This window comes from Acidiphilium cryptum JF-5, assembly GCF_000016725.1.
GTDB classification, from domain to species: Bacteria; Pseudomonadota; Alphaproteobacteria; order Acetobacterales; family Acetobacteraceae; genus Acidiphilium; species Acidiphilium multivorum.
On record NC_009484.1, the window covers coordinates 2,196,538 to 2,221,898 of the forward strand.

The 25,361-nt window shown below is 66.6% G+C and carries 22 protein-coding genes and 1 tRNA gene; 8 read left to right on the forward strand and 15 right to left on the reverse strand.

Annotated features, from left to right (window positions below; all coding sequences use genetic code 11):
- Positions 1 to 7: 7 nt before the first annotated feature.
- From ACRY_RS12505 to ACRY_RS12520, 4 genes are read right to left on the reverse strand one after another with little or no spacing between them, the layout of a single operon-like run.
- Positions 8 to 2,020 (reverse strand): hypothetical protein, encoded by a 2,013-nt coding sequence (locus tag ACRY_RS12505; protein ID WP_012039747.1) that lies wholly within the window; start codon positions 2,018 to 2,020, stop codon positions 8 to 10.
- Positions 2,017 to 4,695 (reverse strand): DUF4159 domain-containing protein, encoded by a 2,679-nt coding sequence (locus ACRY_RS12510; RefSeq protein ID WP_012039748.1) that lies wholly within the window; start codon positions 4,693 to 4,695, stop codon positions 2,017 to 2,019. The genes ACRY_RS12505 and ACRY_RS12510 overlap by 4 nt, the downstream gene beginning before the upstream one ends.
- Positions 4,692 to 5,543: a DUF58 domain-containing protein gene (locus ACRY_RS12515; RefSeq protein WP_231295252.1), complete on the reverse strand. Its 852-nt coding sequence runs from the start codon at positions 5,541 to 5,543 to the stop codon at positions 4,692 to 4,694. Before ACRY_RS12515 ends, ACRY_RS12510 begins: the two co-directional genes overlap by 4 nt.
- Positions 5,536 to 6,564, reverse strand: coding sequence for an AAA family ATPase (locus ACRY_RS12520; RefSeq protein WP_050751117.1), 1,029 nt, complete (start codon positions 6,562 to 6,564; stop codon positions 5,536 to 5,538). The genes ACRY_RS12515 and ACRY_RS12520 overlap by 8 nt, the downstream gene beginning before the upstream one ends.
- A gap of 83 nt (positions 6,565 to 6,647) precedes the next feature.
- Between ACRY_RS12520 and ACRY_RS12525 the strand changes: the two genes are divergently transcribed.
- The 3 genes from ACRY_RS12525 (at position 6,648) to ACRY_RS12535 (ending at position 9,180) form a co-directional block, all read left to right on the forward strand.
- The gene (locus ACRY_RS12525) at positions 6,648 to 7,319 is read left to right on the forward strand and encodes a DUF1285 domain-containing protein (protein ID WP_013640488.1); all 672 of its coding nucleotides are present in this window, start codon (positions 6,648 to 6,650) and stop codon (positions 7,317 to 7,319) included.
- Between the two features lie 4 nt (positions 7,320 to 7,323).
- Positions 7,324 to 7,917: an NUDIX hydrolase gene (locus tag ACRY_RS12530; RefSeq protein WP_007424597.1), complete on the forward strand. Its 594-nt coding sequence runs from the start codon at positions 7,324 to 7,326 to the stop codon at positions 7,915 to 7,917.
- 93 nt (positions 7,918 to 8,010) lie between these two features.
- A complete protein-coding gene (locus tag ACRY_RS12535) occupies positions 8,011 to 9,180 on the forward strand; it encodes a CCA tRNA nucleotidyltransferase (RefSeq protein WP_007424596.1) in 1,170 nt (389 codons plus the stop codon).
- Here ACRY_RS12535 and ACRY_RS12540 read toward each other — a convergent pair.
- Positions 9,159 to 9,836: an RlmE family RNA methyltransferase gene (locus tag ACRY_RS12540; RefSeq protein ID WP_007424595.1), complete on the reverse strand. Its 678-nt coding sequence runs from the start codon at positions 9,834 to 9,836 to the stop codon at positions 9,159 to 9,161. The genes ACRY_RS12535 and ACRY_RS12540 overlap by 22 nt on opposite strands.
- Positions 9,833 to 10,927 carry a Ppx/GppA phosphatase family protein gene (locus ACRY_RS12545; protein WP_012039752.1) on the reverse strand — a complete coding sequence of 365 codons (1,095 nt, stop codon included), beginning with the start codon at positions 10,925 to 10,927 and terminating at the stop codon, positions 9,833 to 9,835. Before ACRY_RS12545 ends, ACRY_RS12540 begins: the two co-directional genes overlap by 4 nt.
- Positions 10,928 to 11,071: 144 nt before the next feature.
- On the opposite strand from ACRY_RS12545, the gene ACRY_RS12550 reads away from it, so the two are divergent.
- Together ACRY_RS12550 and ACRY_RS12555 are read left to right on the forward strand one after the other, a co-directional pair.
- Positions 11,072 to 11,145 (forward strand) — tRNA-Gln (locus tag ACRY_RS12550).
- A 372-nt stretch (positions 11,146 to 11,517) separates the two neighbouring features.
- The gene (locus tag ACRY_RS12555) at positions 11,518 to 13,902 is read left to right on the forward strand and encodes a 1-deoxy-D-xylulose-5-phosphate synthase N-terminal domain-containing protein (RefSeq protein ID WP_012039753.1); all 2,385 of its coding nucleotides are present in this window, start codon (positions 11,518 to 11,520) and stop codon (positions 13,900 to 13,902) included.
- Between the two features lie 24 nt (positions 13,903 to 13,926).
- Here ACRY_RS12555 and hpf read toward each other — a convergent pair whose 3' ends face one another.
- The 9 genes from hpf to ACRY_RS12600 form a co-directional block, all read right to left on the reverse strand.
- Positions 13,927 to 14,526, reverse strand: coding sequence for a ribosome hibernation-promoting factor, HPF/YfiA family (hpf, locus tag ACRY_RS12560; RefSeq protein ID WP_007424592.1), 600 nt, complete (start codon positions 14,524 to 14,526; stop codon positions 13,927 to 13,929).
- A 131-nt stretch (positions 14,527 to 14,657) separates the two neighbouring features.
- Positions 14,658 to 16,130 (reverse strand): RNA polymerase factor sigma-54, encoded by a 1,473-nt coding sequence (gene rpoN, locus ACRY_RS12565; RefSeq protein WP_012039754.1) that lies wholly within the window; start codon positions 16,128 to 16,130, stop codon positions 14,658 to 14,660.
- Between the two features lie 122 nt (positions 16,131 to 16,252).
- Positions 16,253 to 17,176, reverse strand: coding sequence for a type II secretion system F family protein (locus tag ACRY_RS12570; RefSeq protein ID WP_012039755.1), 924 nt, complete (start codon positions 17,174 to 17,176; stop codon positions 16,253 to 16,255).
- Position 17,177: 1 nt separating this feature from the next.
- Complete coding sequence (locus tag ACRY_RS12575; protein WP_007424589.1) at positions 17,178 to 18,137, reverse strand: type II secretion system F family protein; 960 nt, start codon at positions 18,135 to 18,137, stop codon at positions 17,178 to 17,180.
- Entirely contained in the window at positions 18,134 to 19,471 is a 1,338-nt protein-coding gene (locus ACRY_RS12580) for a CpaF family protein (RefSeq protein WP_007424588.1), read from the reverse strand. The genes ACRY_RS12575 and ACRY_RS12580 overlap by 4 nt, the downstream gene beginning before the upstream one ends.
- On the reverse strand, positions 19,468 to 20,670 hold the full coding sequence (locus ACRY_RS12585; protein WP_012039756.1) for an AAA family ATPase: 1,203 nt from the start codon (positions 20,668 to 20,670) through the stop codon (positions 19,468 to 19,470). The genes ACRY_RS12580 and ACRY_RS12585 overlap by 4 nt, the downstream gene beginning before the upstream one ends.
- Positions 20,667 to 21,494, reverse strand: a complete 828-nt coding sequence (gene cpaB, locus ACRY_RS12590; protein WP_012039757.1) for a Flp pilus assembly protein CpaB — start codon at positions 21,492 to 21,494, stop codon at positions 20,667 to 20,669. Before cpaB ends, ACRY_RS12585 begins: the two co-directional genes overlap by 4 nt.
- Before the next feature lie 164 nt (positions 21,495 to 21,658).
- Positions 21,659 to 21,862 carry a Flp family type IVb pilin gene (locus tag ACRY_RS12595; RefSeq protein ID WP_012039758.1) on the reverse strand — a complete coding sequence of 68 codons (204 nt, stop codon included), beginning with the start codon at positions 21,860 to 21,862 and terminating at the stop codon, positions 21,659 to 21,661.
- Positions 21,863 to 22,047: 185 nt separating this feature from the next.
- Entirely contained in the window at positions 22,048 to 23,040 is a 993-nt protein-coding gene (locus ACRY_RS12600) for an adenosine kinase (RefSeq protein ID WP_012039759.1), read from the reverse strand.
- A gap of 404 nt (positions 23,041 to 23,444) precedes the next feature.
- On the opposite strand from ACRY_RS12600, the gene ACRY_RS12605 reads away from it, so the two are divergent.
- From ACRY_RS12605 to gshB, 3 genes are all read left to right on the forward strand, one after another.
- Complete coding sequence (locus tag ACRY_RS12605) at positions 23,445 to 23,915, forward strand: bactofilin family protein (RefSeq protein ID WP_007424583.1); 471 nt, start codon at positions 23,445 to 23,447, stop codon at positions 23,913 to 23,915.
- Positions 23,916 to 23,953: 38 nt separating this feature from the next.
- A complete protein-coding gene (locus ACRY_RS12610; protein WP_007424582.1) occupies positions 23,954 to 24,301 on the forward strand; it encodes a hypothetical protein in 348 nt (115 codons plus the stop codon).
- Positions 24,302 to 24,372: 71 nt separating this feature from the next.
- Entirely contained in the window at positions 24,373 to 25,326 is a 954-nt protein-coding gene (gene gshB / locus ACRY_RS12615) for a glutathione synthase (protein ID WP_012039760.1), read from the forward strand.
- The last annotated feature ends 35 nt before the right edge of the window (positions 25,327 to 25,361 follow it).

Consider the following 25,361-nt stretch of genomic DNA (forward strand, 5'->3'; position numbering starts at 1 on the left):
CGCCGGCTCACGCGCGCTCGCGCCACCAGCCGGCGACAATCAGCAGAAGTCCAAGAAGCACGCCCGGAATTGCCGGTGGCAGTTTCACATCGCGCTCACCGGTCACGATGCTGGCATGGCGTCGCCGGTAGAGCCCCTGCCAGCCTGGCGCCGGGTCATGTGCGAGCCAGACGATCCGCCCGCCGCTGCGGCGCGCGAACGGCGCGAAAATCCGGCTGCTCGCGGCCAGATCCCGCTGCTCTGCCGGATCCTCGTCTGCGGCGGCGGCATAGGCGGTGCGGCCGCCGCCGGCAACCCGCCACACACCGGGCCCGCCGGCCGACAGGGAGGCCGCAAACCTCCCGGGCGCAGTGCGGTGCAGCGCGATGGTCATGGTCTGGCCGTCCGGCGCCGTCACCGTCACCGAACCTGGGGGGCCATCCGGCCCGATCCGGCGTATGCTCAGCCGCCCCGCCGCAATGGACGCATGCAACTGACGCGCCGCAAGTGACGGATCGCCGAGCAGCCAGTGGACCGTGCGACCAAGCAGCGCCGCCGCCGGCCCGCGCATCGCCGCATCGCCCGCCAGCGCGCCGCGTGCCCAAAGCCAGAATTGATCGGAAAGCAGCATTGCGACCCGCCCCTTGCCCTCATGCGCAAGAACGAGCAGCGGCGCCGCCACGCCCGGCACGCGAAGCAGCGTCACGCCGCGGCGCCGCTGCACCGTTTCATAGCGATACCAGGGACCGAGTGAATCACGCGCGAAACGGGCGGTCACCGGGTCGCGCAGCCCTTCACGCGTGAGCTGGGGCGTGAAGGCGCCAGTCACCGTGCCGGCACCATAGGGGCGCACCGGGAGGATCGGCCCGAGCGGCGAATCGGCGATCGACCGGTTCCCTTCGAATTCCGGCCCGGCCTCGACCAGCAGCGCGCCGCCGGCGCGGACATGGCGCGCGATATTCGCGAGATAGGGCGGCAGCAACAGATCGTCATTCGCGAACTGGTCGAGAATGATCAGGTCGAACTTTCCGATATCCCGGTCGAACAACTGGTCCACCGGAAACGGAATCAGCGCCATGTCCCGCAGCGGCGCCGGCATCGGCTCGTCGGGCAGGCGGAGGATGGTGAAATTCACCAGCCGCACGGCGGGATCGGATTTCAGCAGCAGCCGCCAGGCCCGCAGCCCCGGATTGGGCCGGCCGGCGATCAGCAACACCGTCAGCCGCCGCCGCACGCCATCGAGATGGAACACCGCCTGGTCATTGGTGCGGGACACCTCACCCGCCAGCGGCGCCGCCGACACCGCAACGACCGCGCGCCCGGCATGCGAGACATCGAGCGGCACTGTCTCCGTCTGTCCCACCCGTGCGCTGACCACATGGACCGTGTGCCCATCGACCGAGATGCCGACCGGAACCGCGGTGCCGCGATCCTCGACGCCATGGTCCCGGACGACGAAACGCAGCGTCACCTTGTGGCCGACCAGCCCGTAGCGCGGTGCTGAAATCAGGCTCAGCGCCCGATCCGTCTGGCCCGGCGCGGCGGGGATCAATGCCGAGACAGGCACGCCGTCGGGCAGTCGGCTCGGCGGTGCGTCGGTGGCTTCGCCATCGGTGATGGCGACGATACCCGCGAGTTCCCCGGGCGGAATTCCGGAGAGCGCCGCCTTCAGCGCGGAGAAAAGGGGCGTTCCATCATGCCCGTCGCCGGCGACGGCAACGGTGCGGAGGGTGACACCTTTCGGCACCGTGGCAGCAAGATGCCGATAGGCGGCAGCGGCAAGCGCCGCGCGCCGCCCGATCGCCATCGAGGGTGAGCGGTCGCGAATGACCACGATCGTGTCCGGCAAGGGCGCGGTCGTGCGCACCTGCCAGCGCGGTCCGGCCAGCACGGCAAGCAGGAAGAGAAGGCCGGCGAGTCGCAGCCAGGCGCCGCGCGCCCGGCGAAGCAGGCCGATGCCGCCGAACGCGAGCGCAATCGCGGCCAGTCCCGCAATCAGAGGCCAAGGCACCAGCGGCGCAAAGACGACGGGTATCGTCATTCGCCGAGTCTTCGGAGAATGGCGGGGATCTGCAACTGATCCGCCTTATAGGTGCCGGTCAGCGCATACATCACCAGATTGACGCCGAACCTGCCGGCCTTGTCGCGCTGGCCGGGGGTTCCGGGCAGAAGAGCCTGCAAGGGATTGCCGGCCTGGTCGAGTGCCCAGGCACCGGCCCAGTCATTCGCGCCGATCACCACCGGGCTCACGCCGTCGGCGTCGCGGCCGCCCGGCGCGGCAATGTAGACCGGCGCTCCGTCGAAACGGCCGGGAAAACTGCGCGTGAGAAAGAAGGTGTGCGCCAGGGTGTCACGGTCGGTCAGCGGCCTGAGGGGCGGCAGGGAGAGACAGGCCGTCGCCCGGCGCAGTGCGGCGCCGGCGCCCGGGTCGAACCCGGCACCCGAACCGGCGCTTCCGGGGTTGCCGCCATCGGTGTCGATCACCAGCAGGCCACCACCGCGCATGAACGCGTCGAGCGCCGCACAGGCAGCCGGATCGGGCGGACGGGTCGCAGACGTCACCATCCAATAGAGCAGCGGATAGAGATTGAGATTGCCCTGCCCCGGCACCACGCCCTGCGGTGTGCCGAGCACGGCGGCGGTCTCCTCGTTCACCTGGGTGGAGAGCGCCGTCAGTCCGGCACGCACGATGGCGTCGGTTGCCGGATCGCCGGTGCGGACATAGGCGAGCGATGCGGTCAGCGCCGCCGCCGGTGGCGCCGCACGCGCATGCGGCGCCGGGATAAGCATGCAAAGCCCGGCCGCCCCGGCCAGAACACGCAGCTGAAGGGCGCCACGGAGCAGCAGCGTCGCCACCATGTCGACGAGCAGCAGGGCCATCGCGGCGGCCAGCAGGTCGGGGCCGAAGCGGCGCGCTCGCGGCAAGGCATCGAGCCCGGTCACCGGCACCAGTGCAGGCCACGAGGCCGCGGCGAGTGCCGGCACATGACCGCCGAGATCGAGCGCCGCCGAACCGCGGGCATTGCCCCACAATCCTGGCGGATGAGCGGGCGAAACCATGATGTTGCCCAGTTTCGCCGCATCCAGCGGCCGCGCGGCTGCGCCGGGCGGCACCAGCCGGCCTTCGCCGTCAAGCACGCGAACCGGCGTGAGTTGACCGGATTTCGGCACACGACCCGCCCCGAGACGGACCAGGCGGCGAATCAGCGCGGGAAAATCGGCAGCAAGCGGCAGGTCCGACCAGCCCGGATTGGCGGCCGTCAACACATCGACCAAGGCACCGCGCCCTTCGCGCCTGCCGAGTATGATCGGCGTGCCATCGGCCAGACTGGCCCAGACGGTTGCCGGATCGAGCCGCGCCGGGTCCGCGAGGCTCTGGCGGCGGACGCGCGCATCGCGCGGCAAGGCCATTCCTGCCAGCGGCGAATCCGGCGCGAAGGACGCGATGGCCTCCGGGTGTCCGCCGGCCAGGGCACCCGCCAGGTCGCGAACGCCGGGCAGAAGCGCATCTGGATTCAGCGAATCGGGCCTTGATGCGGTGAGCGGCCCGGCAAAGCGGATGACGACCCCGCCCGCCGACATGAAGCGCCGCAGCCACGCGATCTCGCGCGGATGCAGGTTCACATCCGCCAGGATGAGCGCGCCGGGATCAGCCCCCTCCACACTGCTAAACGATCCGGCGACCACTTTCGTTCCATTGGGGAGAGCCCGGCGCACGTAATAGAGTGCGCCGGTGAAGCGCTGCTCGGCATCGGCCGCGCCGCCCGCCACAAGCCCGACCAGCAGCCCCTTCGACGCGCCGTCCAGCAGGGCGACCGCCGCTGGCCCGGCAATGCCGGGAATGACGAGGCGCCTCACCCGCGCCTGAAGTGCAACCGGCAGGTCGATCCGGGCTGCACCTTCAGACGTTCCAGGTTGCACCTTTATGTCCACGCGGGCGAGCGCGCTCCCTGCGCCGTCTTCGGCGAGGACGGGAACCGAGACCGCTGCCGCCTGCGGCACGACGCCGACCCGGGCAAGGAGAGATCCGTCCGGCAAGAGGCCCGGCGGCTCCAGCAGTCGAAGCCGCGCGGGCGATGCGGCAACGATTCGCGCCGGGCGGAGTGCGGCAACAAAACCGCGAAGGCCTTGCGCGGCCAGACCGTCGGCGACGTATACGGCGGTAAGATCAGGATGCGCGCGCCGCACCGCGCGGACAGCGGCCGCAGCGGCGGCGCGGTCCGTCGGCCAGGCCTCGGGACGAAGCCCGCCGATCGCGGCCAGCGCGGCGGAGCGGTCCAGCAGGGCGCTGGCGCGAGGCAGATGCCCCGCGGCATCTCGTGCCGTCGGCAGCACGATCACGCCGCGCCGGCCCGATTGATCGACGATGCGCCGCGCCGCCTCCTGCCGCGCCGGAAAGTCGGCCGCGCTGGCCCAGCCATTGTCGATCGCCAGCAGAACCGGGCCTGCGCCGCCAAGGATTGGAGGCGGTACGATCTGCGGGCCGGCGAAGCCGATGATGATTGCGGCAGCCGCAACCAGTCGCAGAAGCAGCAGCCAGAGCGGCATGCGCGCCGGGCTCCGGGCGGTGGGCGGGACGTCGCGCAGCAGTCGGATCGCCGGAAACAGCTGCCGGCGCGGCGCCGGCGGGGTCGCACGAAGGATGAAATATAGTCCCGGGAGCAGCAGTAACCCGGCGAGGACGGCAGGAGCAGCGAAACTGACCGGGCCGATCATCGCGCCGGTTCAAGCGCAGACCGCAGGGCGGCGAGCGCCGGGCCGGCAGGAGTGTCGGTGCGGTGGAACAACGGACGCAGCCGCGCCGTTTCGGCGGCACGGACGACGGCGGCACGTTGCGCGGCCAGGCGCGCGCGATAGGCGACGGCAACATCCTCGGCAGAAGCGACATCTTCCGGACGCCCCCCCGCCGGATCCTCGAACAGCACACGACCGCGGAACGGAAAATCGCATTCGGCGGGATCAAGCACCTGAAGCAGGACACCACCCCGCAGACTGGCCCCCATGGCCGACAGCGCGGCCGCGACCTCCTCCGGAGGATCGAGGAAGTCTCCGATCAGCGCAAGGCGGCCGGGGCCGGGCGCGACTGTCTTCGGCAGCAGAAAGCCGGCAGCGAGGCGTTCAAGCGCCCCGGGTCCGCCAAGCGGTGCCGTGCGGCGCCAGGCAGCGACGCGTTCGCCGCCATCGAGCGCGAGCGCGGCCAGGGCGAGACCGAGCACCAGCGCGCGGTCGAATTTCGGTTCACTCGCGCCGGCGGAGTGGAACGCCATGCCGGGATGATCGGCGATATCCAGCATCAGCGTTTCGATGGTTTCCCACTCCCGCTCGCGGACATACAGCCGTTCGCCGCGTGCGCTGCGCCGCCAGTCGATGCTGCGGGCGGAGTCGGCCTCGTGGAGTTCGCGATATTGCCAGAACTGCTCGCCCGCGCCCGCACGGCGGCGGCCATGCCGGCCCGGCGCCACTCCCGCGGCCAGGCGCCGCGCGGCGAGCACCAGGGCCGGTAGCCGCGCGGCCAGTGCAGCGGCCGCCGCGACCGCCGCGGCGCGGGCATCCGCTTCAGCCAAGGATCCGCGCAACGGCGAGGCTGATCAGCGCCTCGACGCTCTCACCCTCGGCCCGGGCGGCGAAGGAAAGCCCCATACGGTGCCGCAGCACCGGCGCCGCCAGCGCCGCGACGTCATCAAGGCTCGGCGCTTCGCGCCCATCCAGCAGGGCGCGGGCACGGCTCGCGAGCATCAGCGCCTGCGCCGCGCGAGGGCCGGGCCCCCAGGCAAGCGCAGCGGCGATCTTCGGATCACCCGCCGTTTCCGGGCGCGCGCCCCGCACCAGCGCCAGGATGGCATCAACCACCTTCGCCCCCACCGGCATGGCGCGGACCACATGCTGGGCCGCGCGCAGTCCTTCAGGGTCGAGCACCGGTTCAACCTCCGTCTGATCGAGCCCGGTCGTCGCCAGCAGCATGCGCCGCTCATCCGCCACCGAGGGATATTCAATGCGGATCTCGAACAGAAACCGGTCGAGCTGGGCCTCGGGCAGCGGGTAGGTGCCTTCCTGTTCCAGCGGGTTCTGGGTGGCGAGCACGTGAAACGGATCGGGCAGCTGGCGGTTGAGCCCGGCCACCGCGACCCGGCGCTCCGCCATCGCCTGCAGCAGGGCCGACTGGGTGCGCGGGCTGGCGCGGTTGATTTCATCCGCCATCAGCAGCTCGGTAAACACCGGCCCTTCGATGAAGCGGAAGGCACGGGCGCCGTCAGCACCCGTTTCGAGCACTTCGCTGCCCAGGATATCGCCTGGCATCAGATCCGGCGTGCACTGGATCCGCCGCGTGGACAGGCCGAGAGCGGCGGCAAGCGCTTCGACAAGACGGGTCTTGCCAAGCCCCGGCACACCGACGATGAGCGCATGGCCGCCGGCGAGAATGGCGGCGAGACACTGGTCGATCACGACGTCCTGCCCGATGATGACGCGGCGCACCTGCTCCCGCGCATCACCGAGCCGCGCCGCGGCGGCGGCGAAAGCGGCAAGGATGTCACCCGGGTGTGTCGAACTTACAACCCGCCCATCGTTCTGCAACATTCCCGTCATTTGTGATCGCCTGCGTGGTTTTCCCGGAACGGCGCGCTGCCTATATCCAATGTATTGCATATGAGGATGTTGGATAGGGGCTAGTGGTGGACGATCCTCGACACGTGGCGGGAATATCTTCGAAAGCGGCCTCCGCGGCCCTGCGAAGTCCTGCCAGCGACGTGAATGCGATAACCGGCGGCGGCATCGTGCCCTTGCGTCCGCCCGGTTGCGACGGGGTCACGGCTCCGGCCAGAACCCGCACGCCGGTGGATTGCGGCGATCTGCCGTTCCTGATCAGGCGTGACGGAACCTGGCTCTATCGCGGTAGCCCGATCGGGCGCAAATCCATGGTCTGCCTGTTCGCCAGCGTGCTGAAGCGGGACCCGACAGGCGCCTTCCTTCTCGAAACACCGGTGGAGCGCGGCCGGATCGAGGTGGAGGATGCGCCGTTCGTCGCTGTCGAGCTCGACTGGCATGGCCAGGGGCGCGACCAGGTTCTCTATCTTCGGACCAATGTCGACGAGACGATCGCGATCGGACCGGACCATCCGCTGCGCGTGGCGCACGACCTGCTGACCTGCGAGCCAACACCGTATGTGGTCGTGCGTGCCGGCCAGGGTCCCTTCCCGATCGAGGCGCGGGTCAGCCGCTCGGTCTACTACGAACTCGTCGCGCTGGCGGAGCCTGGGGTGCAGTTCGGCAAGCGGGTGCTGGGGGTCTGGAGCCAGAGTGCGTTCTTCTCGCTGGGCGAGATCGCCCATCCGGTCGAGTGATCCGGTGACGATCGACGAGACCACGCTGCGCCGCCTGCTGCGCGAGCGCAAGGCGCGGCGGAGCGCGGGGCCGGGAACGGCACGCGCCGCTGCGGTGCTGGTCGGAATCGAGCCGGCGCGCGGCGTCTGGCTGACCCGGCGCTCCGCGCATCTCGTCCATCATGCGGGACAGGTGGCACTGCCGGGCGGCACTGTCGATCCGTCCGACGCATCGCCGGAAGCGGCGGCGCTGCGCGAAGCCGAGGAGGAGATCGGCCTCGATCCCGGCGCCGTCGAGCTACTGGGCCGACTCGACGATTTCGGAACCGGCACCGGATTCCACATTACCCCGGTCACCGCGCTGATCCACGGCACACCGGAGTTTCGCATGGCGCCGGACGAGGTGGTGGCGGTGTTCCCGCTCCGTCTTGAACATCTCCTCGATCCGGCCCTGCCGGAGTGGCGCAAGGGCACCTGGCACGGCGGCACGCGGGAGTTCCCCGTCTGGCCGCACCCGGACCATGTGATCTGGGGCGCGACAGCGTGGATTCTCTATCAGCTCGCCCTCACACTGCGCGAAGGTGTCAGCGCCGCCGCCGCCGAAGCGGCCAGCGCCTGAGCGGACGACTCGCCCTGCAAACGCGCCATCCGATCGAGTAGAGATGCGCGCATGGTCAAGCGGACAGAGCGCGTGGAGCAGGAACCGAATCCCATGATCGCCGACGATCCGCAGCTCGAACGGCTGTGGACCGTCTTGCCCGAGGCGCGGGTGGTTGGCGGCGCGGTGCGCGACCGGCTCGCCGGACGGCCGATCAGCGACATCGATCTCGCGAGCCCGCTACCACCGGAGGCGGTCGCGACGCGGCTTGCGAAAGCCGGTATCCGCGCGGTGCCCACCGGTCTCGATCACGGCACAATCACCGCGGTTCTCGACGGACGGCATTTCGAGATCACCACCCTGCGGCGGGATCTCGAGACGGACGGCCGCCACGCCGTCGTCGCCTTCACCGATGACTGGCGGGAGGATGCGGCACGGCGCGATTTCACCATCAACGCCATGTCGATGGCGCGGGACGGCACGATCCACGACTATTTCGGCGGGCGGGACGATCTCGCCGCCGGCATCGTTCGCTTCGTGGGCGACCCAACGACACGGATACAGGAAGATTTTCTCAGAATCTTGCGGTTCTTCCGCTTCCACGCGAGATACGAGGCGGGTCCTCCAGACCAGGCGGCGGTCGCGGCGATCCGGGCGTTGAAGGGCGGACTTGCCCGGCTCTCGGCGGAACGGGTGTGGCAGGAAATCAAGCGCATCCTCGCAGCGCCCGACCCGCTGGCGGCGCTCAACCTGATGGCGGAGACAGGCGTGCTGCAAGTCGTTCTGCCGGAAGCGGCCGGGATCATGGCGCTCCAACGGCTCCAGACACGCGGAGCACCGGCCGATCCGTTGCTCAGGGTCGCGGCGCTGATCGGTGGGGCGGTGCGGCCGTTGGCCCGCCGCCTCAGGCTCGCCGAAGCCGAACGCGCGCGGCTGGAGGCGATTGCCACGGCACCGGACCTCGCCGCTGATGCCGGCGAGGCCGTGCTACGCCACGCGTTGGCCGACTGGCCGGCGGAAACGCTGATCGATCGAAGCTGGCTGGCGGCGGACGATGCCGATCGCTCGGCGCTGCGGGCACGCCTTGCGACGATGGAGCGTCCGGTCTTTCCGCTCAAGGGACGGGATGCGGTAGCCATCGGTGTTGCCCCAGGCCCCGCGATCGGCGCCGCGCTCGCCGCGGTGCGCAGATGGTGGATGGCGCACGATTGTCTGCCGGACGGGGATGCGTGCCGCGCGGAACTGCGGCGGCATCTCGCGTCTCAGGATGCGTCGGGGCGGTAACCGGTGGCGACGAGGTAAAGCTCGCGGCTATCCTTGCGGCTCGCCTCGGGCTTCGCATGGCGCACCTGGGCGAAGCGGCGCTTGAGCAGGTTCAGCATGTCGCCCTGCGCCCCACCCTGAAACAGCTTGGTCACGAAGGCACCGCCAGGCGCGAGATGCTTGAAGGCGAAATCGAGCGCGAGTTCGGCGAGGCCCATGATCCTGAGATGGTCGGTCGCGGTATGGCCGGTGGTGTTGGGCGCCATGTCGGACATCACGACATCGGCAGGTCCGCCCAGTATCTCGGCAAGTGCCGTCTCCATCGATTCGTCCTGGAAATCACCCTTGATCAGGGTTGCCCCCGCGATCGGGTCGATGTCCAGCAGGTCGATGCCGACGACGCGTGACGCGCCGCGCTCAAGTGCGACCTGCGTCCAGCCGCCGGGAGCGGCACCGAGATCCACCACCCGCGCCCCCTTGCCGATCAGTCCGAATTTCTCGTCGAGCTCGATGAGCTTGAACGCCGCTCGGGAACGGAATCCCCGCTCCTTCGCCGCGGCGACATAAGGGTCGTTCAACTGGCGGAGCAGCCATTTCTGCGACGAGGGCTTGTGCTTGCGCGCGGCCTTGAGCCGCACGGCGGCGCGGCGGCGCGAGCCGATGGTTTCCTCGGTCATGCCTGGCAGCGGCGCGGACGTGAACGCGCGTTGCGGATGAGGCGCATCAGCATCCCCTCGCGCAGGCCGCGGTCGGCCACAGCGAGATCGGCGGCCGGCCACATCTCCTCGATCGCCGCGAAGATCGCGCAACCGGGAAGGACGAAATCCACCCGGTCGGCGCCGATGCAGGGATGCTCGGTCAGGCGGGCCCGGCCCATTGCGCGGATCGACTCGAGACCGGCGGCGACGACATCGTGCGGCAGCACCGTGCCGTCGATCGCGCCACGGCGATATCGGTCGAGATTGAGGGCAATTCCCGCGATAGTGGTCACGGTGCCGCTGGTGCCGACCAGACGGACACCGCCCATGCGGATTTCCTGGCTGATGCGGTGGGTTTCCTCGAACGGGCGGAGCAGCGCCTTGACTTCGTCCACCACGCCGGCGAATCCGGCTTCCGTCTCGCACCAGCCAGCGCAGCGCTCCGAGAGCGTGACGACTCCGACGGGAATTGTGTGGTACCCGATCAATTGAGGCGTTACGCGGTCGGACCCACCATGCGCGGCGGGCACGCGGACCCATGCGATCTCGGTGGATCCGCCGCCGATATCGAACAGGAGAGCCCTCCGTTCCGCCTGGGTGATGAGCGAGGCGCAGCTCTCCATGGCAAGGCAGATTTCTTCACGCGGAGAGATCGTCTCGATCGGCAGGCCGGTTTCGGTACGCGCCCGGGCGATGAAGGCATGGCCATTCTCGGCCTGACGACACGCCTCGGTGGCGATCGCCCTGGTGGCGCTCACCTGCCAGCGGCGCTGCCGGTCCGCACAGATGGAGAGGGCCTCGATAGCGCGGTCCATCGCCGCATCCGAGAGCATGCCGGTGCGATACAAGCCCTCGCCCAGACGAACGACCCGGCTGAAACTGTCCAGAACGTGGAAACCGCCGCCGCTCGGCACGCCGATGAGCATCCGGCAGTTATTGGTGCCGAGATCAATCGCCGCGAAAGCCGGCGGCCGCGCCCGGCGATCGGGCGCGCCACGCCCTTCACCGCGCCGTTCTGCACCGGCGGGCGTTGAGTCGGACAAGCGCGGAACGGCGACGTTGGTTGCCATGACATTGATATAATGGGCAGACCCATGGGCTGAGAGCAAGACAGATTTGCACGCACCTCGGGGACCGACAACGCGGCCAGTCGGTGATTGCCTCATATCGCCGAGGGTGCTAAAGGCCCGACCAGACATCGCTGACGATCTGCATGGGGGATAGTTTAGCGGTAGAACTCCCGGCTCTGACCCGGGCAGCCTTGGTTCGAATCCAGGTCCCCCAGCCACACAATCAGGCAGATCACGGTTGCGACCGGTGGCGTTTGGTCATAAAATTATTTTCCATTCACGTTTCTGGATTTCAAAGTTGATCGCATCCGCGGACATGGGCGCCGGGTAATTCCGGCGATCCGCGGATGCGTGGAAAGCGCGGCGCTTTGTTCTGTCGGCACGCCTTGCCGATTATGGGTCGATCAAATCAGGGAGGCGGGAACCTCTTCGAGTCTGCTTTTGTCGTGAATACCACCTTGTGTGGTTTTCTGTTAGCCGATTTACACGAAAACGAAACGTGATTGAGGTCACGCCGGCCACAAAGCGCATGAAGCGCGCCTGATTTTTGGTTATACGGATCAAGGAAACGGACAGGACGGGATTCAGGCATGAATGAGTTGCTCGCTCCCGGCGAACGGTCGGGCAGCAACATTGCGGGCATCGCCGACTATGCGGCCCTGCGTCAGATTGAACGCAAGCTGCTCTGGCTTTCAGCCTGGATGATCCACCATGCAAACAATATCCGGCCCAATCGCGACGGACTGAAAGTCGGCGGTCATCAGGCTTCCTGCGCGTCCGCCGTCACCATCATGACCGCGCTCTATTTTCATGTGCTGCGGCCGCAGGACCGTGTCGCGGTAAAGCCACATGCAGGGCCGGTTTTGCACGCGATCAACTACATGTTCGGTCGGCAGACGGTCGAGAAGATGGCCAGGCTGCGCAGCCTCGGCGGGGCCCAGGCCTATCCGTCACGCAGCAAGGACGGGTCCGAAATCGACTTTTCGACTGGTTCGGTCGGACTTGGCGTCGCCATCACGTCATTTGCGGCCCTGGTTCAGGATTACCTGCGGGCGCATGGCATGGTCGGACAGAACCGGATTGCGTCACGCCACATTGCGGTCGCGGGCGACGCCGAGCTGGACGAAGGCAACATCTACGAGGCGCTGCTCGAGGGCTGGAAACACGATATCCGCGATGTCTGGTGGGTGGTGGATTATAATCGCCAGAGCCTCGACTCGGTGATGCCCGACCGGCTGTTCGGCCGCTTCGAAGGCCTGTTCCGCGATATGGGCTGGAACGTCGTCAGCCTGAAATATGGCAAGGCCCTCGAGGCCGCCTTTCGCCAGCCGGGTGGGGCGGCGCTGCGTGCGTGGATCGATGACTGCCCTAACAGCCTCTACTCCGCCCTCACCTTCCAGGGAGGAGCGGCATGGCGGCAGGCGCTGGTCACGGACCTCGGGCGCTCGCGGGGGGTTCGCGCGATCATCGACCCGATGAGCGACCAGGCCCTGGCGTCGCTGATGACCAATCTTGCCGGTCACGACCTGCCCACACTTGTCGAGGTGTTCGGGAAAGCGGCTCAGTCGGACCAGCCCACCTGTTTTCTGACCTATACGACCAAGGGGGCCAACCTGCCTTTCGCGGGGCACAAGGACAATCATTCGGGACTGATGAACGCGGAGCAGATGGAGGCATTCCGCCGCCAGATGCGGATCCGCGAAGGTCATGAATGGGACCCTTTCGAGGGGCTCGACGATCCTGACGGAGTGGCCCGGTTCATCGCCGGCGTACCCTACGCGACGCCATTGACACCGGCAGGGCGCATGCTTGAGGCGCCGCGAATACATGTGCCGGCCACCCTGCCGCACACGCCCTTCGCCGGACGGCGGCTATCGACGCAGGGCGGCTTCGGTGAAATCCTGTCCGAAATCGGCCGTGGCGCCGGTGAGGCGGCCGAACTGGCACGGCACGTCGTCACCATGAGCCCGGATGTGACCGTTACCACCAGCCTCGGCCCATGGGTCAATCGTCGGGGCATCTTTGATCGGCACACCCGCAACGATGTCTTCCGCGACTCGAAACTCGCCTCGGCGCAGCGCTGGGGCATGAGCCCCGAAGGTCAGCATATCGAGCTCGGCATCGCTGAGCAGAATTTATTCCTATTACTGGCCGCGGCCGGGCTTGCGGCGCCACTTTATGGCGCGCGCATTCTGCCGGTCGGCACCGTGTACGACCCCTTTGTCAATCGCGGTCATGATGCCCTGGTTTATGGTTGCTATCAGGATGCGCGGTTCATGCTGGTTGCAACCCCGTCAGGCATCAGCATCGCCCCGGAGGGCGGGCAGCACCAGTCGAACAACACGCCGTTGCTCGGCATGGTGCAGGACGGCATCGCTGCATTCGAACCGGCCTATTGCGACGAGCTTCTTCTCCTGATGCGCTACGGCTTCGACTGGATGCAGCGGCCGGAGGGGTCGTCGATCTGGTTCCGCCTTTCGACCCGAGCGATCTGCCAGCCGGACCGGCGGATCGAGCCAGCGGACGTAATCGCCGGCGGCCACTGGGTCTGTCCACCCGAACGGGGGACGCGGATCGCGATTGTCTACCAGGGAGCGGTGGCGCCGGAGGCGGAGGCCGCCCATGCCGCGCTGCTGGAGGATGTGCCCGGTGCCGGTCTTCTCGCCCTGACCAGCCCGGACCGCCTGTTCGCCGACTGGCGGGTGGCGCAGCAGGCCCGGCAAAGCGGCAGGGCCGACGCCACCTCGCATATCGAACGCTTGCTCGCCCCGCTTGCGGCGGATGCCTCTCTCGTGACGGTGCTGGACGGACACCCTGGAACGCACGCCTGGATCGGCGGCGTGCGCGGCCAGCGGGTGCAGACACTGGGGGTCGACCGGTTCGGCCAATCGGGCGACATCCCTGACCTTTACAGGATTTATGGCATCGACGCGGACTCGATCCTCAATGCCTGCGCGGCGGCCCTGTTGGGCTGATCCGCGCAGGCACGCAAATCAGGTTCAACTCGCCGCGGAACTGTCGATCCAGCCGATATTGCCGTCACTGCGACGGTAGACAACGTTCAACGCCCGATTGGCGGAGTTGCGGAACATCAGCACCGGCTGGTCCGCGAGGTCCATCCGCATCACCGCCTCGCTGACCGAAAGAAAAGCGATTTCAGCCGGCGTTTCCGCGACGACCGCCGCGTAAGGCCCGGCATCCGGCTCACCCGACCCGTTGCCTTTCGGAACCTCGGCTTGTTCGGAAACCTCTTGCAGGACGTATTGGCGCGCGGTTTCCGGGCGATCACGTGTGGCGCTCTCGCGGGCATGGTCGTTCACCCGGCGCCGATAGCGCCGGAGCCGCTTGGCAATGTGCTCGGCGGCATCGTCGAACGCAGCATGAGCATCGGCCGCCTCGCCTTCCCCGCGCAGGGTCAGGCCTCGCCCGGCATGGACATTGATGTCACACGTGAAGAAGCTTCTGGCACGACTGAAGGTGACATTCGCTTCGAGCGCGTGATCGAAATACTTGTTGGTGATGGTGTCGAGCTGGTTCGCAACATGGACGCGCAGCGCGTCTGAGAGGTCAACCTGTTTGCCGGAGACCGTGATCTGCATAGCGAGATCCTTTTTGTTAGAGCCTTACCCGAGCATTGTAGGGCCGCCAGGTGAAGCGGGCGTTTACGTCGGCACGGATACGTCTCAATAATCGACAAGTCTTTATGACGCCGGCCCTCGCGCGACGCGCTTCAGCCTCCTGCCAGAAGCCCTTTTTCGCGCTTGCGTTGCGCCGAGCCGGGAATGCGCAACGCTTCCCTGTATTTGGCCACAGTTCGGCGGGCTATGTCTATGCCTTCCTTTTGTAACAATCTGGCAAGCGCATCGTCGGAGAGGATTCGGTTCGCCGCCTCACCCTCGATCAGCGTCGAGATGCGATGGCGCACCGCCTCGGCGCTGTGGCTTTCGCCATTCGCGCCCGCAAGCGCGGTCGTGAAGAAAAATTTCATCTCGAAAATGCCGCGCGGTGTGGCGATCACCTTGTTCGACGTGACACGGCTAACCGTACTTTCATGTATCTCGAGAGCGGCGGCAATTTCGCGCAGGGTCAATGGCCGGAGAAACCCGATCCCATGGCGAAAGAAGGCGTCCTGGTGTCGCACAATCTCGCCGGCGACGCGCAGGATCGTCTCCGCGCGGGACTCGAGGGCACGTACCAGCCAGTTCGCGCTTTGTACGCGTTCGGAAAGAAATTGCCGCGTCTCGCGGGACGCACGAGCGACGATTTGGGCGTGGAACCCTCGGCGGATGAGCACGCGGGGCATGGTCTCGGGGTTCAGTTCGAGAAAATAGTCGCCATCCGGCCCCGGGCGCATCAGGACATCAGGGATCAACGGCGTCATGGGGGTGACATCGAAGATCGCCCCCGGCTTGGGGTTGAGGCGGCGGATTTCGGCAATCATGTCGCGCAGATCTTCGGCATCGACGCCGCAGATCTCCATCAGTGACCGAAGATCGCGCCTGGCAAGAAGTTCGAGATTGGCAAGCAGCGCGCGCATGGCAGGGTCCAGCCTATTGCGCTCGTCGAGCTGAACCGCGAGACATTCGGCCAGATCGCGGGCAAACATGCCGGTCGGGTCGAAACGCATCATCGTCTGACGCACCGCCTCCAGCATGTCGGGGGCGACTGCAAGACGTTCGGCGATCTGCTCGGGCGGGTCGGCCAGGCGTCCGGCAGGGTCGAGCGCCATGATGAGTGCGAACGCAATCCTGCGGCGCACCGGGTCGGCAAAGGCGAGCCTCGCCTGCTGATCGAGGCTTTCCCGCAACCCCGGCGGCCGGTCGGCAATCTGGCCGATCCAGTCATCCCGCTCCGGCGAAAGGCCGGAACCGGTTCCATCACCCACGCCGCCAGCGTCATAGACATTCGAAAAATCGACATCGAGCGGCGTGCTCGCGCCGGAGGGATCCGGATCGACCACATGTTCCGCGCCAATATCGCCCGTCGGCTTCTCGGTGGAAGCAGCGTCGTTCCTCGGCACGGGCAGCGCCGCGTCGGCTTCGGGCTCCACCCGTTCGAGCAGCGGGTTCTTGAGAAGTTCATCCTCGATGAACTGGCTGACCTCGGCATTCGTGAACTGCAGCAACTGGATCGCCTGCCGCAGCTGAGGCGTCATCACCAGCGACTGAGTATGTCGCAGATCGAGACGAGGTCCTATTGCCATGCATGGATCATACCAAAGCCATCAGCAATGCGGAACGGGCAGAACGCGCATGGTGCGCTTTTTGCATCAAGAATTGTTGCCACTGTAGCGGCGCGCAACAAAAACGCGACAGGCCTTTTGGATCAGAAAGACGCCAGCAATTTGAGCACCGCGGGTCCGCCCACCACCAGGAACACGCAGGGCAGGATGAAGATGATCATCGGCAGCGTGAGCAGTACGGGCAGGCGTGCCGCGCGCTCCTCGAACCGGGTCAGCTGTTCCTGCCGCAATTCCGATGACAGGGTGCGCAGGGCCTGAGTCAGTGGCGTGCCGTATTGCAGGGTCTGGATCAGAGTCGACGCCAGACGTTTCAGACTGTCGAGACCCGTCCGAACACCCAGGGCGTTCAGCGAATCACGAATATTGCCGCCGATCCGCATTTCCTGGGCCGTCAGAGTGAACTCCTGCGCCACAGCCGGATGGGTCAACTGCAATTCACCGGCAACGCGAACCAGCGCCGATTCGAGACTCAAGCCAGCATCGGCGCAGATCACCATCAGGTCGAGCGCATCGGCGAGCCCCCCCTCGACCTTCTGGATGAAGCGCTTGCGCCGCTGCTGGATGATAATGTCGGGCAACAGCAGCCCCCCGATGGCTCCCACCACGGCAGCTATCACGGCATGGCCCGCGGTCATGTGCAAGAACCGGGACATGAGCAGGGACAGGACAGACAAGCCGGTCAATGAAAGAAGCTTGGTGCCAACGAACAGGGCAAGCGCTCCCTTGTCGCGAATACCGGCCATGCGCAGTGTATGCCGCAATTCCTCGAGGGTGCGGGGACTGAGCAGGCCGCTGCGCGCCACCGCGAGACCGAGACCCATGACGATCCGCACATGGATGGGCTGAGCAGCTTCGCCCCCCTTTTCCGCCGCCCCGGACGCCGTGCCTGCCGCACGATCGATCCGCCGCTGGAGCTTCTCCTCGACGATAACGAGCCGAAGCATCAGCACCGCCGTGACGGATACCAGCAGGAACAGGGCGGGAACCCAGAGGATGGCGGCTCTCATGTCAGTTCAGACTGCGACGGATGATTTCACGCATGACCAGCGCTCCGCCAGCGAGGAGCCCCACCGCGGCCGCCAGCACGATATTGCCGCCATGGGTCACGAACAGGACGCGGAGATAAGCCGGCTGGATAACCTCGATGGCGAGGGCGGCAACGAGCGGAATGATGCCGAGGATGAGAGCGCTGGTCCGCGCTTCCGACGCCAGGGCATAACCGCGTGCCTTCATCGCCACCCGCTTGCGGATGACTTCGGCCAGGCCCTCCAGCGTCTGCGCGAGGCCACCGCCATACCGGGCCTGCAGGCTGATTGCCGTGGCAAAAAAGCCATATTCCGCAAGATGCGCCCGGTCCGCCATCTGACGAAGCGCCAGCTCGAGCGGCGTGCCGATCGCCACCTGGTCCGCAATCCGGCCGAATTCCCTGCTGGTCGGCGCTGGCATGTCTTGCGAGACCACGCGCAGGGCCTCCTGCACCGGAATGCCAACGCGAACACAGCGCACGATCGTCGCCAGCGCATCGGGGAACTGGTTCAGCAACGCAGTCGCCCGCCGCGCATGAACGGCGCCAAAGGCGAGACGTGAAGCAAGAAGAAACAGCGGCGGCCAGACGATCCAGCCGAGCCCGGGGATGAGGGCACCGACGAGATAGGCAATGCCGCGGGATATCACCGCAGCGGCAATGACAATCGCCCACCAGGGCATCGGGTAGTCCGGAGCCCGCACCAGATCGACCCCCAGAAGCAACAGGGCGGAATTGAGCGGCCGGCGAAATCGCGCCAGGGGATCGCTCGCAGCAGCCGCATCCTGGGAACTGACGACCAGCCGTCGTCCGGAAACCCGCGCCAGCCTCGCGTCGAGCGCCTTTTGCATCCGGTCGGCCCGCACGAAATTCAATCCGAGCAGCACGAGTGCGCTCGCCATGACTGCGGAAAGCGGCAGGATGAGCGAGAGGAGGCCGGTCATGCCGCTGCCTCTTCCAGTGCGGCCTTCCAGGCACGAAGCAGGCCGAAATAATTGAGTCGTTCGTGGAAGCTCGCCCGCGTATGGGAAATCGCATAGCGACCGATGATCCGGCCCGTCGCATCTTCGCCCAGCACTTCGAACTTGAAGATGTCGTTGAGAAGAGGCGTTTCCCCTTCGATTCCGGCGATCTCGGTGAGTTGCACGAGGCGCCGGCCGCCGTCGCGCTGGCGCTCGACCTGGACGATCAGGTTGACGGCCGAGACGACCTGCATCCGGATCGCACGCGGCGAAAGACCCATGCTGGCCATCTGCACCATGTTTTCGATGCGGGCCAGCGCATCCCGCGTGTTGTTGGCGTGGATCGTCGACATCGATCCGTCATGGCCGGTGTTCATCGCCTGCAGCATGTCGAATGCCTCGGGGCCACGCACCTCCCCGATGATGATCCGGTCGGGCCGCATGCGCAGCGCGTTGCGAACGAGATCGCGCTGGGTAATCTCTCCCTTGCCCTCGAGATTCATCGGGCGGGTCTCAAGCCGGACCACGTGCGGCTGCTGGAGTTGCAGTTCCGCGGCATCCTCGACGGTGACAACCCGCTCGGTCGGATCGATGAAGCTGCTCATCGCGTTCATCATCGTGGTCTTGCCCGAGCCGGTGCCCCCGGAAATGATGACGTTGAGCCGGCAACGGGATGCAATTTCCAGCAGCCGGGCAACGGGCGGCGTGAGCGAGCCATACTCGATCAGCTTGCCGAAATTGATCGGCTTTTTGGCGAATTTGCGGATCGACAGGCAGGGGCCGTCGATCGAAAGCGGAGGCAGCACGATATTCACGCGCGAGCCGTCCTTGAGCCGGGCATCCACCATCGGGCTCGATTCGTCGACGCGCCGGCCGACAGAGGCGGCGATCCGCTGGCAGATGTTCGCGAGATGGGCGGAGTCACGGAAGCGCACCGCAAGCTGCTCAAGCCGGCCGCGCCGCTCCACGAAAACCCGTTCCGGACCGTTCACCATGATGTCGGTGATCGTTTCGTCCTCCAGCAGCGGCTCGAGCGGTCCCAGGCCAAGCATGTCGTCCACAAGCTCGGCGGCAATCTGGTTCTGCTCGTTCCGGTTCAGCTGGATCCTGTGCTCGGTGGCGAGTTCAGCGACCATGCCCTCGACGCGTTGCAACAGCCGCGCATGGGTCAACCCGGCGATCGACGAAGCGTCGATATTCGACAGGCAGAGCGCGCGGATCATCTCGACGTCTTCCAGCCGTAACCGGATCGTCTGCTGGACCGGGGCGGAAGGTTCGACGGCACGTCGGCCGAACACGGGCAGGGCGTCCATCATGTTGCCAGCGCCGCGGTGCCGACGCCGAGCCGGCCGGCAAGATCGAGGAGCACCTTTCGAAATGGCCCCTTGCGCGCGACGGGAGGTTCGCCCAAGTCGCTGCCCTTCGCAACGATGGTCCGAAGTTCTGGCACAACGACGGCGATTTCGGTGCCGAGGGTCGAAGCGATTGTGCTGATCGGGGGGCAGCGCTTGCGCTGGTAGCGATTGAGAACCACGATCGGCGCCGACGTCTGCATCTGGCCCGGGGGAAGAGCCAGCCACCGGGCGGCGTTGCCGAGACTTCGGGGGGCCCCGGTCGTCACGATCACCCGCATATGCGCAAGGGCGAGCAGTTCGGCAGCAAAGCCCGTCGGGCGGGCCGGTATGTCGGCAACCACGAGATTGTAGCGCTGGCGCAGGGCATTGAGCAGCGCGCGCCCGCCACCGGGATGATATTCCCAGGGTTCGGTGAGCGGTTCCTCCGCGCCCAGGACATGAAGCCGGCCGATCGAGGGCTGCGCCGCGCGCTCGATCAGCAATGGGTCAATGCGGTCAGGAGTGTCCAGTGCGTTGCGCAGGCCCGTGCTGGGTGGGGCATTGGATGCAAGCGCCGCACTGCCGCGCTGCAAATCCGCATCGAGCAGGATTGTGTGACGCCGGATTTCGCCGCCGATGAGCCAAGCGAGGCCGGTTGCGATGGTGGTGGCGCCAACCCCGCCCGCAGCACCGCATACCGCCACCATCGATCCGCCGCGGGACGTCTCGAAGGCGGGAACCTCGCCAACCGCCCAGGGCGCCAATTCCCGGCTGACCAGCGCCGCGTCGAGCGGCTTGGAGAGATATTCGCTGACCCCGAGCGTGCGCGTAAGGCTGCGGTAGAAGCCGATACTCCGTTCCTCGCCGATGATCAGCACCCTGGTTCCCGGATCGATCACCGGCTCGAGCCGATGCACGGCGCTCATCGGCTGCTCTTCACCGGAAATGTCGATCAGAACCGTTCGTGGGGTGTCGACGCGGGCGAGATAGTCCAGCGTCTCGGCGAAGGATACGCGCTGCAACGGCACGCCGGTCGGAAAAGCCGAAGCCAGTGCCGAGCGGATGACCTGCAGGCTGGCATCGTCCCGCACGAAGCCCATGAAGGCCGGTCGTCCGCCGCCCCGTTCGCTATGGTGCCGCGAGGTGGGCTCTGCCGGGCCAGGAAGCGCCAGTTCGTTCATTGAGGATGATACTCTGTCGTGCCTTTGTCACCCTGAAACACGGTGATTCCCGTCTGGCCGGGCACATTCAGGGCGGCAAGAGCAGGGGAAACCTGACCGCTGAACACGGGCGGCGGCTTCGGAGTCGGACCGCGCGCCGCCTCGCTCGGGCGGACAATCAGCGAAAGAGGCCCGAGATGTGCCGCGACCTCGACCCGCTCGGCCTGTTCGGGCGTCACTTCAAGGGTTACGGTCCTGGCAGTGTTCTTGGCGGCCGGATGGGTGCCGCTCGCCCCCTGCACCAATCGCTGATCAATCGCGATCACGCGGACATCGGACAACACGGTCTCCGCCGCAACGCGCTGGGTGGGCAGGAGATTGGCGCCGGTCAGGTGCTGGGTCAGAAGCAGGTCGACATGATCGCCGGGCCAGATCAGACCGGCCGCCCCCGTAATCGCATCGACCCCGACAGATACGGCGCGCATGCCGGGTTGCAGCACCGCCGCGAGAAAGCCGTGATCACCGGGCCGGATGACAATGTCGGTTGCCAGCAAGTCTCCCGCGCTGAGCCGGTGACGGACCATGGCTCCCGTGTAGGCCGCCCGGTTCGCCGGCGTGTCGGGGACGGCGTCCGCCGGCACTTTCGACGGCGGACGGTTTTCAGCGACGAAATCCGCGGGCTGCAGCAACGTGCCCGGCGCCAGCGGCCGCCCGGTCGCGAGCAACGCCACCATTTTCGGCGCCTTTGCATGAGGGTGCGACGGATGCATGTCGAGCCACGCGACGGTTCCGAACCCGGCAAGTCCCAATGCGAGGAGAATGAACAGGGCAATACGCAGCAGCATTACGACACATCTCGGAAGAAGCGCCTGCACACATAGGCCGCGCCGGCTGGTGGCGGGAGAAGATCACGACACGCACGCATGACGGCGTCACACTGAACAGGGCCCCTGACGCCAACTATCTTTTGGCGTCAGGGTCAGAAAATAAGCGGAACCAAACTGTTCAATTAAGTCGGGGTATTCGCGGACAAAGCGTTAGATATTCCGTCGATGGCCCCCTTCAAATCACCACTGAGAGTGGTAAACGCCCCAATAATGACAACCGCCATCAGCGCGGCAATCAGGCCATATTCCAGCGCGGTCACGCCGCGATTGTCCTTCGCGAATGTCAGGCCGCGCAGCGCGAGCCAGGTCTTTGCATAGTCAAGCATTGTCAGGTCTCCTGTCCGCCGCATGGCAACTGCCTGCGCGGCGATGATGATGACGGTGCCAGAATTTTGCTGGCAGACGGCCCGCGGCGTCAGCGCACGGGCCGGAAATTCACGGCGCCATCAAACCAAAACAAGCTTTCCAAAACGTTAATATATCAGGACCTACCGATTCTTCGCCCGGCGGGTCAGGCAACAGCGGGCGCGAGGGCAGCCAGCGTCGCCAAATCGGGGCGCGCACCAATCCGCCCGATGACGGCGGCGGCGACGCGGCTGCCAAGGGCGGCACATTCGGCGAGCGGCGCATTGCGCGAGAAGCCGACCATGAAGCCCGCGGCATAGGCATCGCCCGCACCGGTCGTATCAACGACATCGACCGGCAGCGCGGCGGCGACATGCCGCTCGGCCCCCGAGACGATCACGCTGCCCGCCTCGCTGCGCGTGAGCACGGCAAGCGGAACGACATGAGCCGCCTCCGTTGCCGCGCTCTCGAAGGTGTTCTGCTCGAAGAGCGAGCAGATTTCGGCTTCGTTCGCAAACAGGATATCGACATTGCCGGACGCAATCAGGTCGAGGAAGCCGGAGCGATGGCGATCGACGCAGAACGCATCCGAGAGGGACAGCGCGACCCGGCGGCCCGCGGCGCGGGCAATTCGCGCCGCTTCGCGGAACGCGTGCTGGGCGCGCGGCGGATCGAAGAGATAGCCCTCAAGGTAGAGGATCGACGAGTCGCGGATCGCCTCCGCGTCGAGATCGGTGTGATCGAAATCGATGCAGGCCCCGAGATAGGTGTTCATGGTGCGCTGGCCATCAGGCGTCACAAGGATGAGACAACGCGCGGTGGGCGCACCTTCGGGAAGCGGCGCATGCGGAAAGTCGACCCCAATCGCCCGGAGATCGGCGGCGAAGGCCACGCCAAGCTCGTCCCGCGCCACCTTGCCGAGAAAGGCGGTGCGGGCGCCGAGTCCCGCGGCGACGGCACAACTGTTCGCGACCGATCCGCCAGAAGCGATCTGGCCAGGCGGCATCGCCGTAAGGATCCGTTCGGCCGCCTCGGCATCGATCAGACGCATCGCCCCCTTGCGCATGTCATGCCGGTCAAGGAACATGTCGTCGGTGCGGGCGATTACATCGACGATCGCATTGCCGATGCCGATGATGTCGTACCGGGTTGAGTTCATGCGTCTCTCCTGCCAGTCCCGTCCTGTTAGCCATTCGTGGTATTCACGCGACCGCGTATCATCAGCACGGGCCGGTGCCAAATGCCGCCTTGAGCATGAACGCCGGATTACCTCGCGGAGAGATGATGGCATTGCGGAACCTTGGGGAAAATGCGCGATTTTTGTCAGCAAGCCGATTGTCCGCAGGCCACGCAGCGTGCTAGCGGACATGACGTGAATGGTGTGGAGGTTTCGTGATCAGCTTCAGAAAACGCGACGAGCAGGCGGCGGAGACCAAATCGCGACTGACCCCTGCACGACAGGACGGCGCCACCGATGACGGTCTGAGCATGCCGCCCTTCCGCCCCGCTTCCTCCGAATCTGCCCCGCACCAGGCGGGAGACGCAACGGCTAAGGAGATACCTATGGCCCGAACCCCCTTCTCGCCCAACCAGCCCTCGGCCGCTCCGTCAACCGGCGGCGCGCCGGCCGTCGCACCGGCCTCTGGCGCCAGCTTCCGGCCGACCATGCGCAACCCGGAAGCCGCCGAGCGCCGCACGCTGGTGGTGGGGCGCGGGATCAGCCTGCAGGGGGTGGTGCAGGATGCCGAGCGTCTCGTCGTCGAAGGCACCGTCGAGGCCACGATGATCAAGGCAACCGAGTTGTCGATCAGCCAGGGCGGCGTGTTCAAGGGCGAGGTCGAGGTCGAGGAGGCGGAAGTCGCCGGCGTGATCGATGGCACGCTGACAGCCCGCCATTCGCTCATCGTGCGCGCGACGGGGCGGGTTCTCGGCACCGCGCGCTGCCGGCGGCTGCAAGTCGAGGATGGCGGACAGATCACCGGCCGGATCGAAATGATCACCGAAGGCAACGCGGGCGCTTCCTCCACCGACTGAGTTGCTGACCGTCCTGCGACGGGAGACACCGCCTCCGAATGAAACGCAGCCGCGTTCTGATCTTGCTCGCCTCCGGCGCGCTGGCGGGTTGTGCCGCACCGCACAACCCGAAGACCGGTCTGGCCGATACCGGGCCCAAGCCCGCCTCGGCCAGGCTGATCGGGGCAACGCCGGAAACATTGAAGGCTGATCTTGGCGAACCATCCCTTCTCCGCGTCGACGGACCTGCCGAGGTCTGGCTCTATCATTCGCCGATCTGCAGGCTCGACGTGATTCTGTATCGCGGCGCAAAAGGCGCGCCCGTCGTGCGCCTTGCGCGGGCGGCCCCTCGCGGCGTCGCGGATGCGACCTGCGTTGCCAGTCTGGAACAGCAGCGCGCCTCCTGATATCCAGCAAGCCGACAAGGCGGAGCGGTTCACGTGGCGCGAACCGGCGGCCGAAGATCACGGGAGGGCGCATGAGCGGTTTGCGGGTCGCGGTCCAGATGGATCCGATGGAAAGCGTCGATATCGACGGTGATTCGACCTTTGTTCTGATGCTCGAGGCACAACGCCGGGGCCATGCGCTCTGGCACTATACCGTGCGCGACATGTGGCTCGAGAACGGCGCGCTCAACGCGCGGCTCCGGCCGGTGACGGTGCGGCGCGAAGCCGGCAACCACTTCGCGTTCGGCCCCGCGGAAACGATGGATCTCGCGGCGATGGACGTGGTGCTGATGCGCCAGGATCCACCGTTCGACATGGGCTACATCACGGCGACGCACCTGCTCGAGCACATCCATCCGCGGACGCTCGTCGTCAACGATCCCGCCGCGGTGCGCAACGCACCGGAAAAGCTGCTGGTGACGGACTTTCCGGACCTGATGCCGCCCACGCTGATTGCCTGGGACCGCACCGCCATCCGCGAATTCCGCGCCCGTCACAAGGACATCATCGTCAAGCCGCTCTACGGCAATGGCGGCATGGGCATCTTCCGCATCAAGCCGGATGACGAGAATCTCGGCGCCCTGCTCGACACGCATTTCGCCGGTTCGCGCGAACCGCTGATGGTGCAGCGCTACGAGCCGGCCGTGCGGGCCGGCGACAAGCGGATCATCCTGATCGATGGCGAGCCGCTGGGCGCGATCAACCGTGTGCCGGCGGAGGGAGACGCCCGATCCAACATGCACGCGGGCGGCATCGCCGAACCCACCGAAATGACGGCGCGCGACCGTGAGATCTGCGCGCGGATCGGACCGACGCTCAAGGAGCGCGGACTGCTTTTTGCCGGGATCGACGTGATCGGCGACTACCTGACCGAGATCAACGTCACCTCCCCGACCGGGCTGCAACAGGTCGCGCGCTTCAACGGCCTGCATCTGGAAGCAACGATCTGGGATCGCATCGAGGCTCGCCGAGCTTCTGGCCACTGACCGGTGCGGGCAGCGCTTCCCGCGCTCGCAGTCTT

Excerpts from the sequence above, each read along its gene's own strand:
- ACRY_RS12600 (WP_012039759.1), bottom strand. The coding sequence starts at position 23,040 with ATGAACTCAACCCGGTACGACATCATCGGCATCGGCAATGCGATCGTC.
- ACRY_RS12520 (WP_050751117.1), bottom strand. The coding sequence starts at position 6,564 with ATGACGGGAATGTTGCAGAACGATGGGCGGGTTGTAAGTTCGACACAC.
- ACRY_RS12510 (WP_012039748.1), bottom strand. The coding sequence starts at position 4,695 with ATGATCGGCCCGGTCAGTTTCGCTGCTCCTGCCGTCCTCGCCGGGTTA.
- ACRY_RS12540 (WP_007424595.1), bottom strand. The coding sequence starts at position 9,836 with ATGACCGAGGAAACCATCGGCTCGCGCCGCCGCGCCGCCGTGCGGCTC.
- gshB (WP_012039760.1), top strand. The coding sequence starts at position 24,373 with ATGAGCGGTTTGCGGGTCGCGGTCCAGATGGATCCGATGGAAAGCGTC.
- ACRY_RS12575 (WP_007424589.1), bottom strand. The coding sequence starts at position 18,137 with ATGACCGGCCTCCTCTCGCTCATCCTGCCGCTTTCCGCAGTCATGGCG.
- ACRY_RS12555 (WP_012039753.1), top strand. The coding sequence starts at position 11,518 with ATGAATGAGTTGCTCGCTCCCGGCGAACGGTCGGGCAGCAACATTGCG.
- ACRY_RS12580 (WP_007424588.1), bottom strand. The coding sequence starts at position 19,471 with ATGATGGACGCCCTGCCCGTGTTCGGCCGACGTGCCGTCGAACCTTCC.
- ACRY_RS12605 (WP_007424583.1), top strand. The coding sequence starts at position 23,445 with ATGGCCCGAACCCCCTTCTCGCCCAACCAGCCCTCGGCCGCTCCGTCA.
- ACRY_RS12535 (WP_007424596.1), top strand. The coding sequence starts at position 8,011 with ATGATCGCCGACGATCCGCAGCTCGAACGGCTGTGGACCGTCTTGCCC.
- ACRY_RS12570 (WP_012039755.1), bottom strand. The coding sequence starts at position 17,176 with ATGAGAGCCGCCATCCTCTGGGTTCCCGCCCTGTTCCTGCTGGTATCC.
- cpaB (WP_012039757.1), bottom strand. The coding sequence starts at position 21,494 with ATGCTGCTGCGTATTGCCCTGTTCATTCTCCTCGCATTGGGACTTGCC.
- ACRY_RS12610 (WP_007424582.1), top strand. The coding sequence starts at position 23,954 with ATGAAACGCAGCCGCGTTCTGATCTTGCTCGCCTCCGGCGCGCTGGCG.
- ACRY_RS12585 (WP_012039756.1), bottom strand. The coding sequence starts at position 20,670 with ATGAACGAACTGGCGCTTCCTGGCCCGGCAGAGCCCACCTCGCGGCAC.
- hpf (WP_007424592.1), bottom strand. The coding sequence starts at position 14,526 with ATGCAGATCACGGTCTCCGGCAAACAGGTTGACCTCTCAGACGCGCTG.
- rpoN (WP_012039754.1), bottom strand. The coding sequence starts at position 16,130 with ATGGCAATAGGACCTCGTCTCGATCTGCGACATACTCAGTCGCTGGTG.
- ACRY_RS12595 (WP_012039758.1), bottom strand. The coding sequence starts at position 21,862 with ATGCTTGACTATGCAAAGACCTGGCTCGCGCTGCGCGGCCTGACATTC.
- ACRY_RS12505 (WP_012039747.1), bottom strand. The coding sequence starts at position 2,020 with ATGACGATACCCGTCGTCTTTGCGCCGCTGGTGCCTTGGCCTCTGATT.
- ACRY_RS12545 (WP_012039752.1), bottom strand. The coding sequence starts at position 10,927 with ATGGCAACCAACGTCGCCGTTCCGCGCTTGTCCGACTCAACGCCCGCC.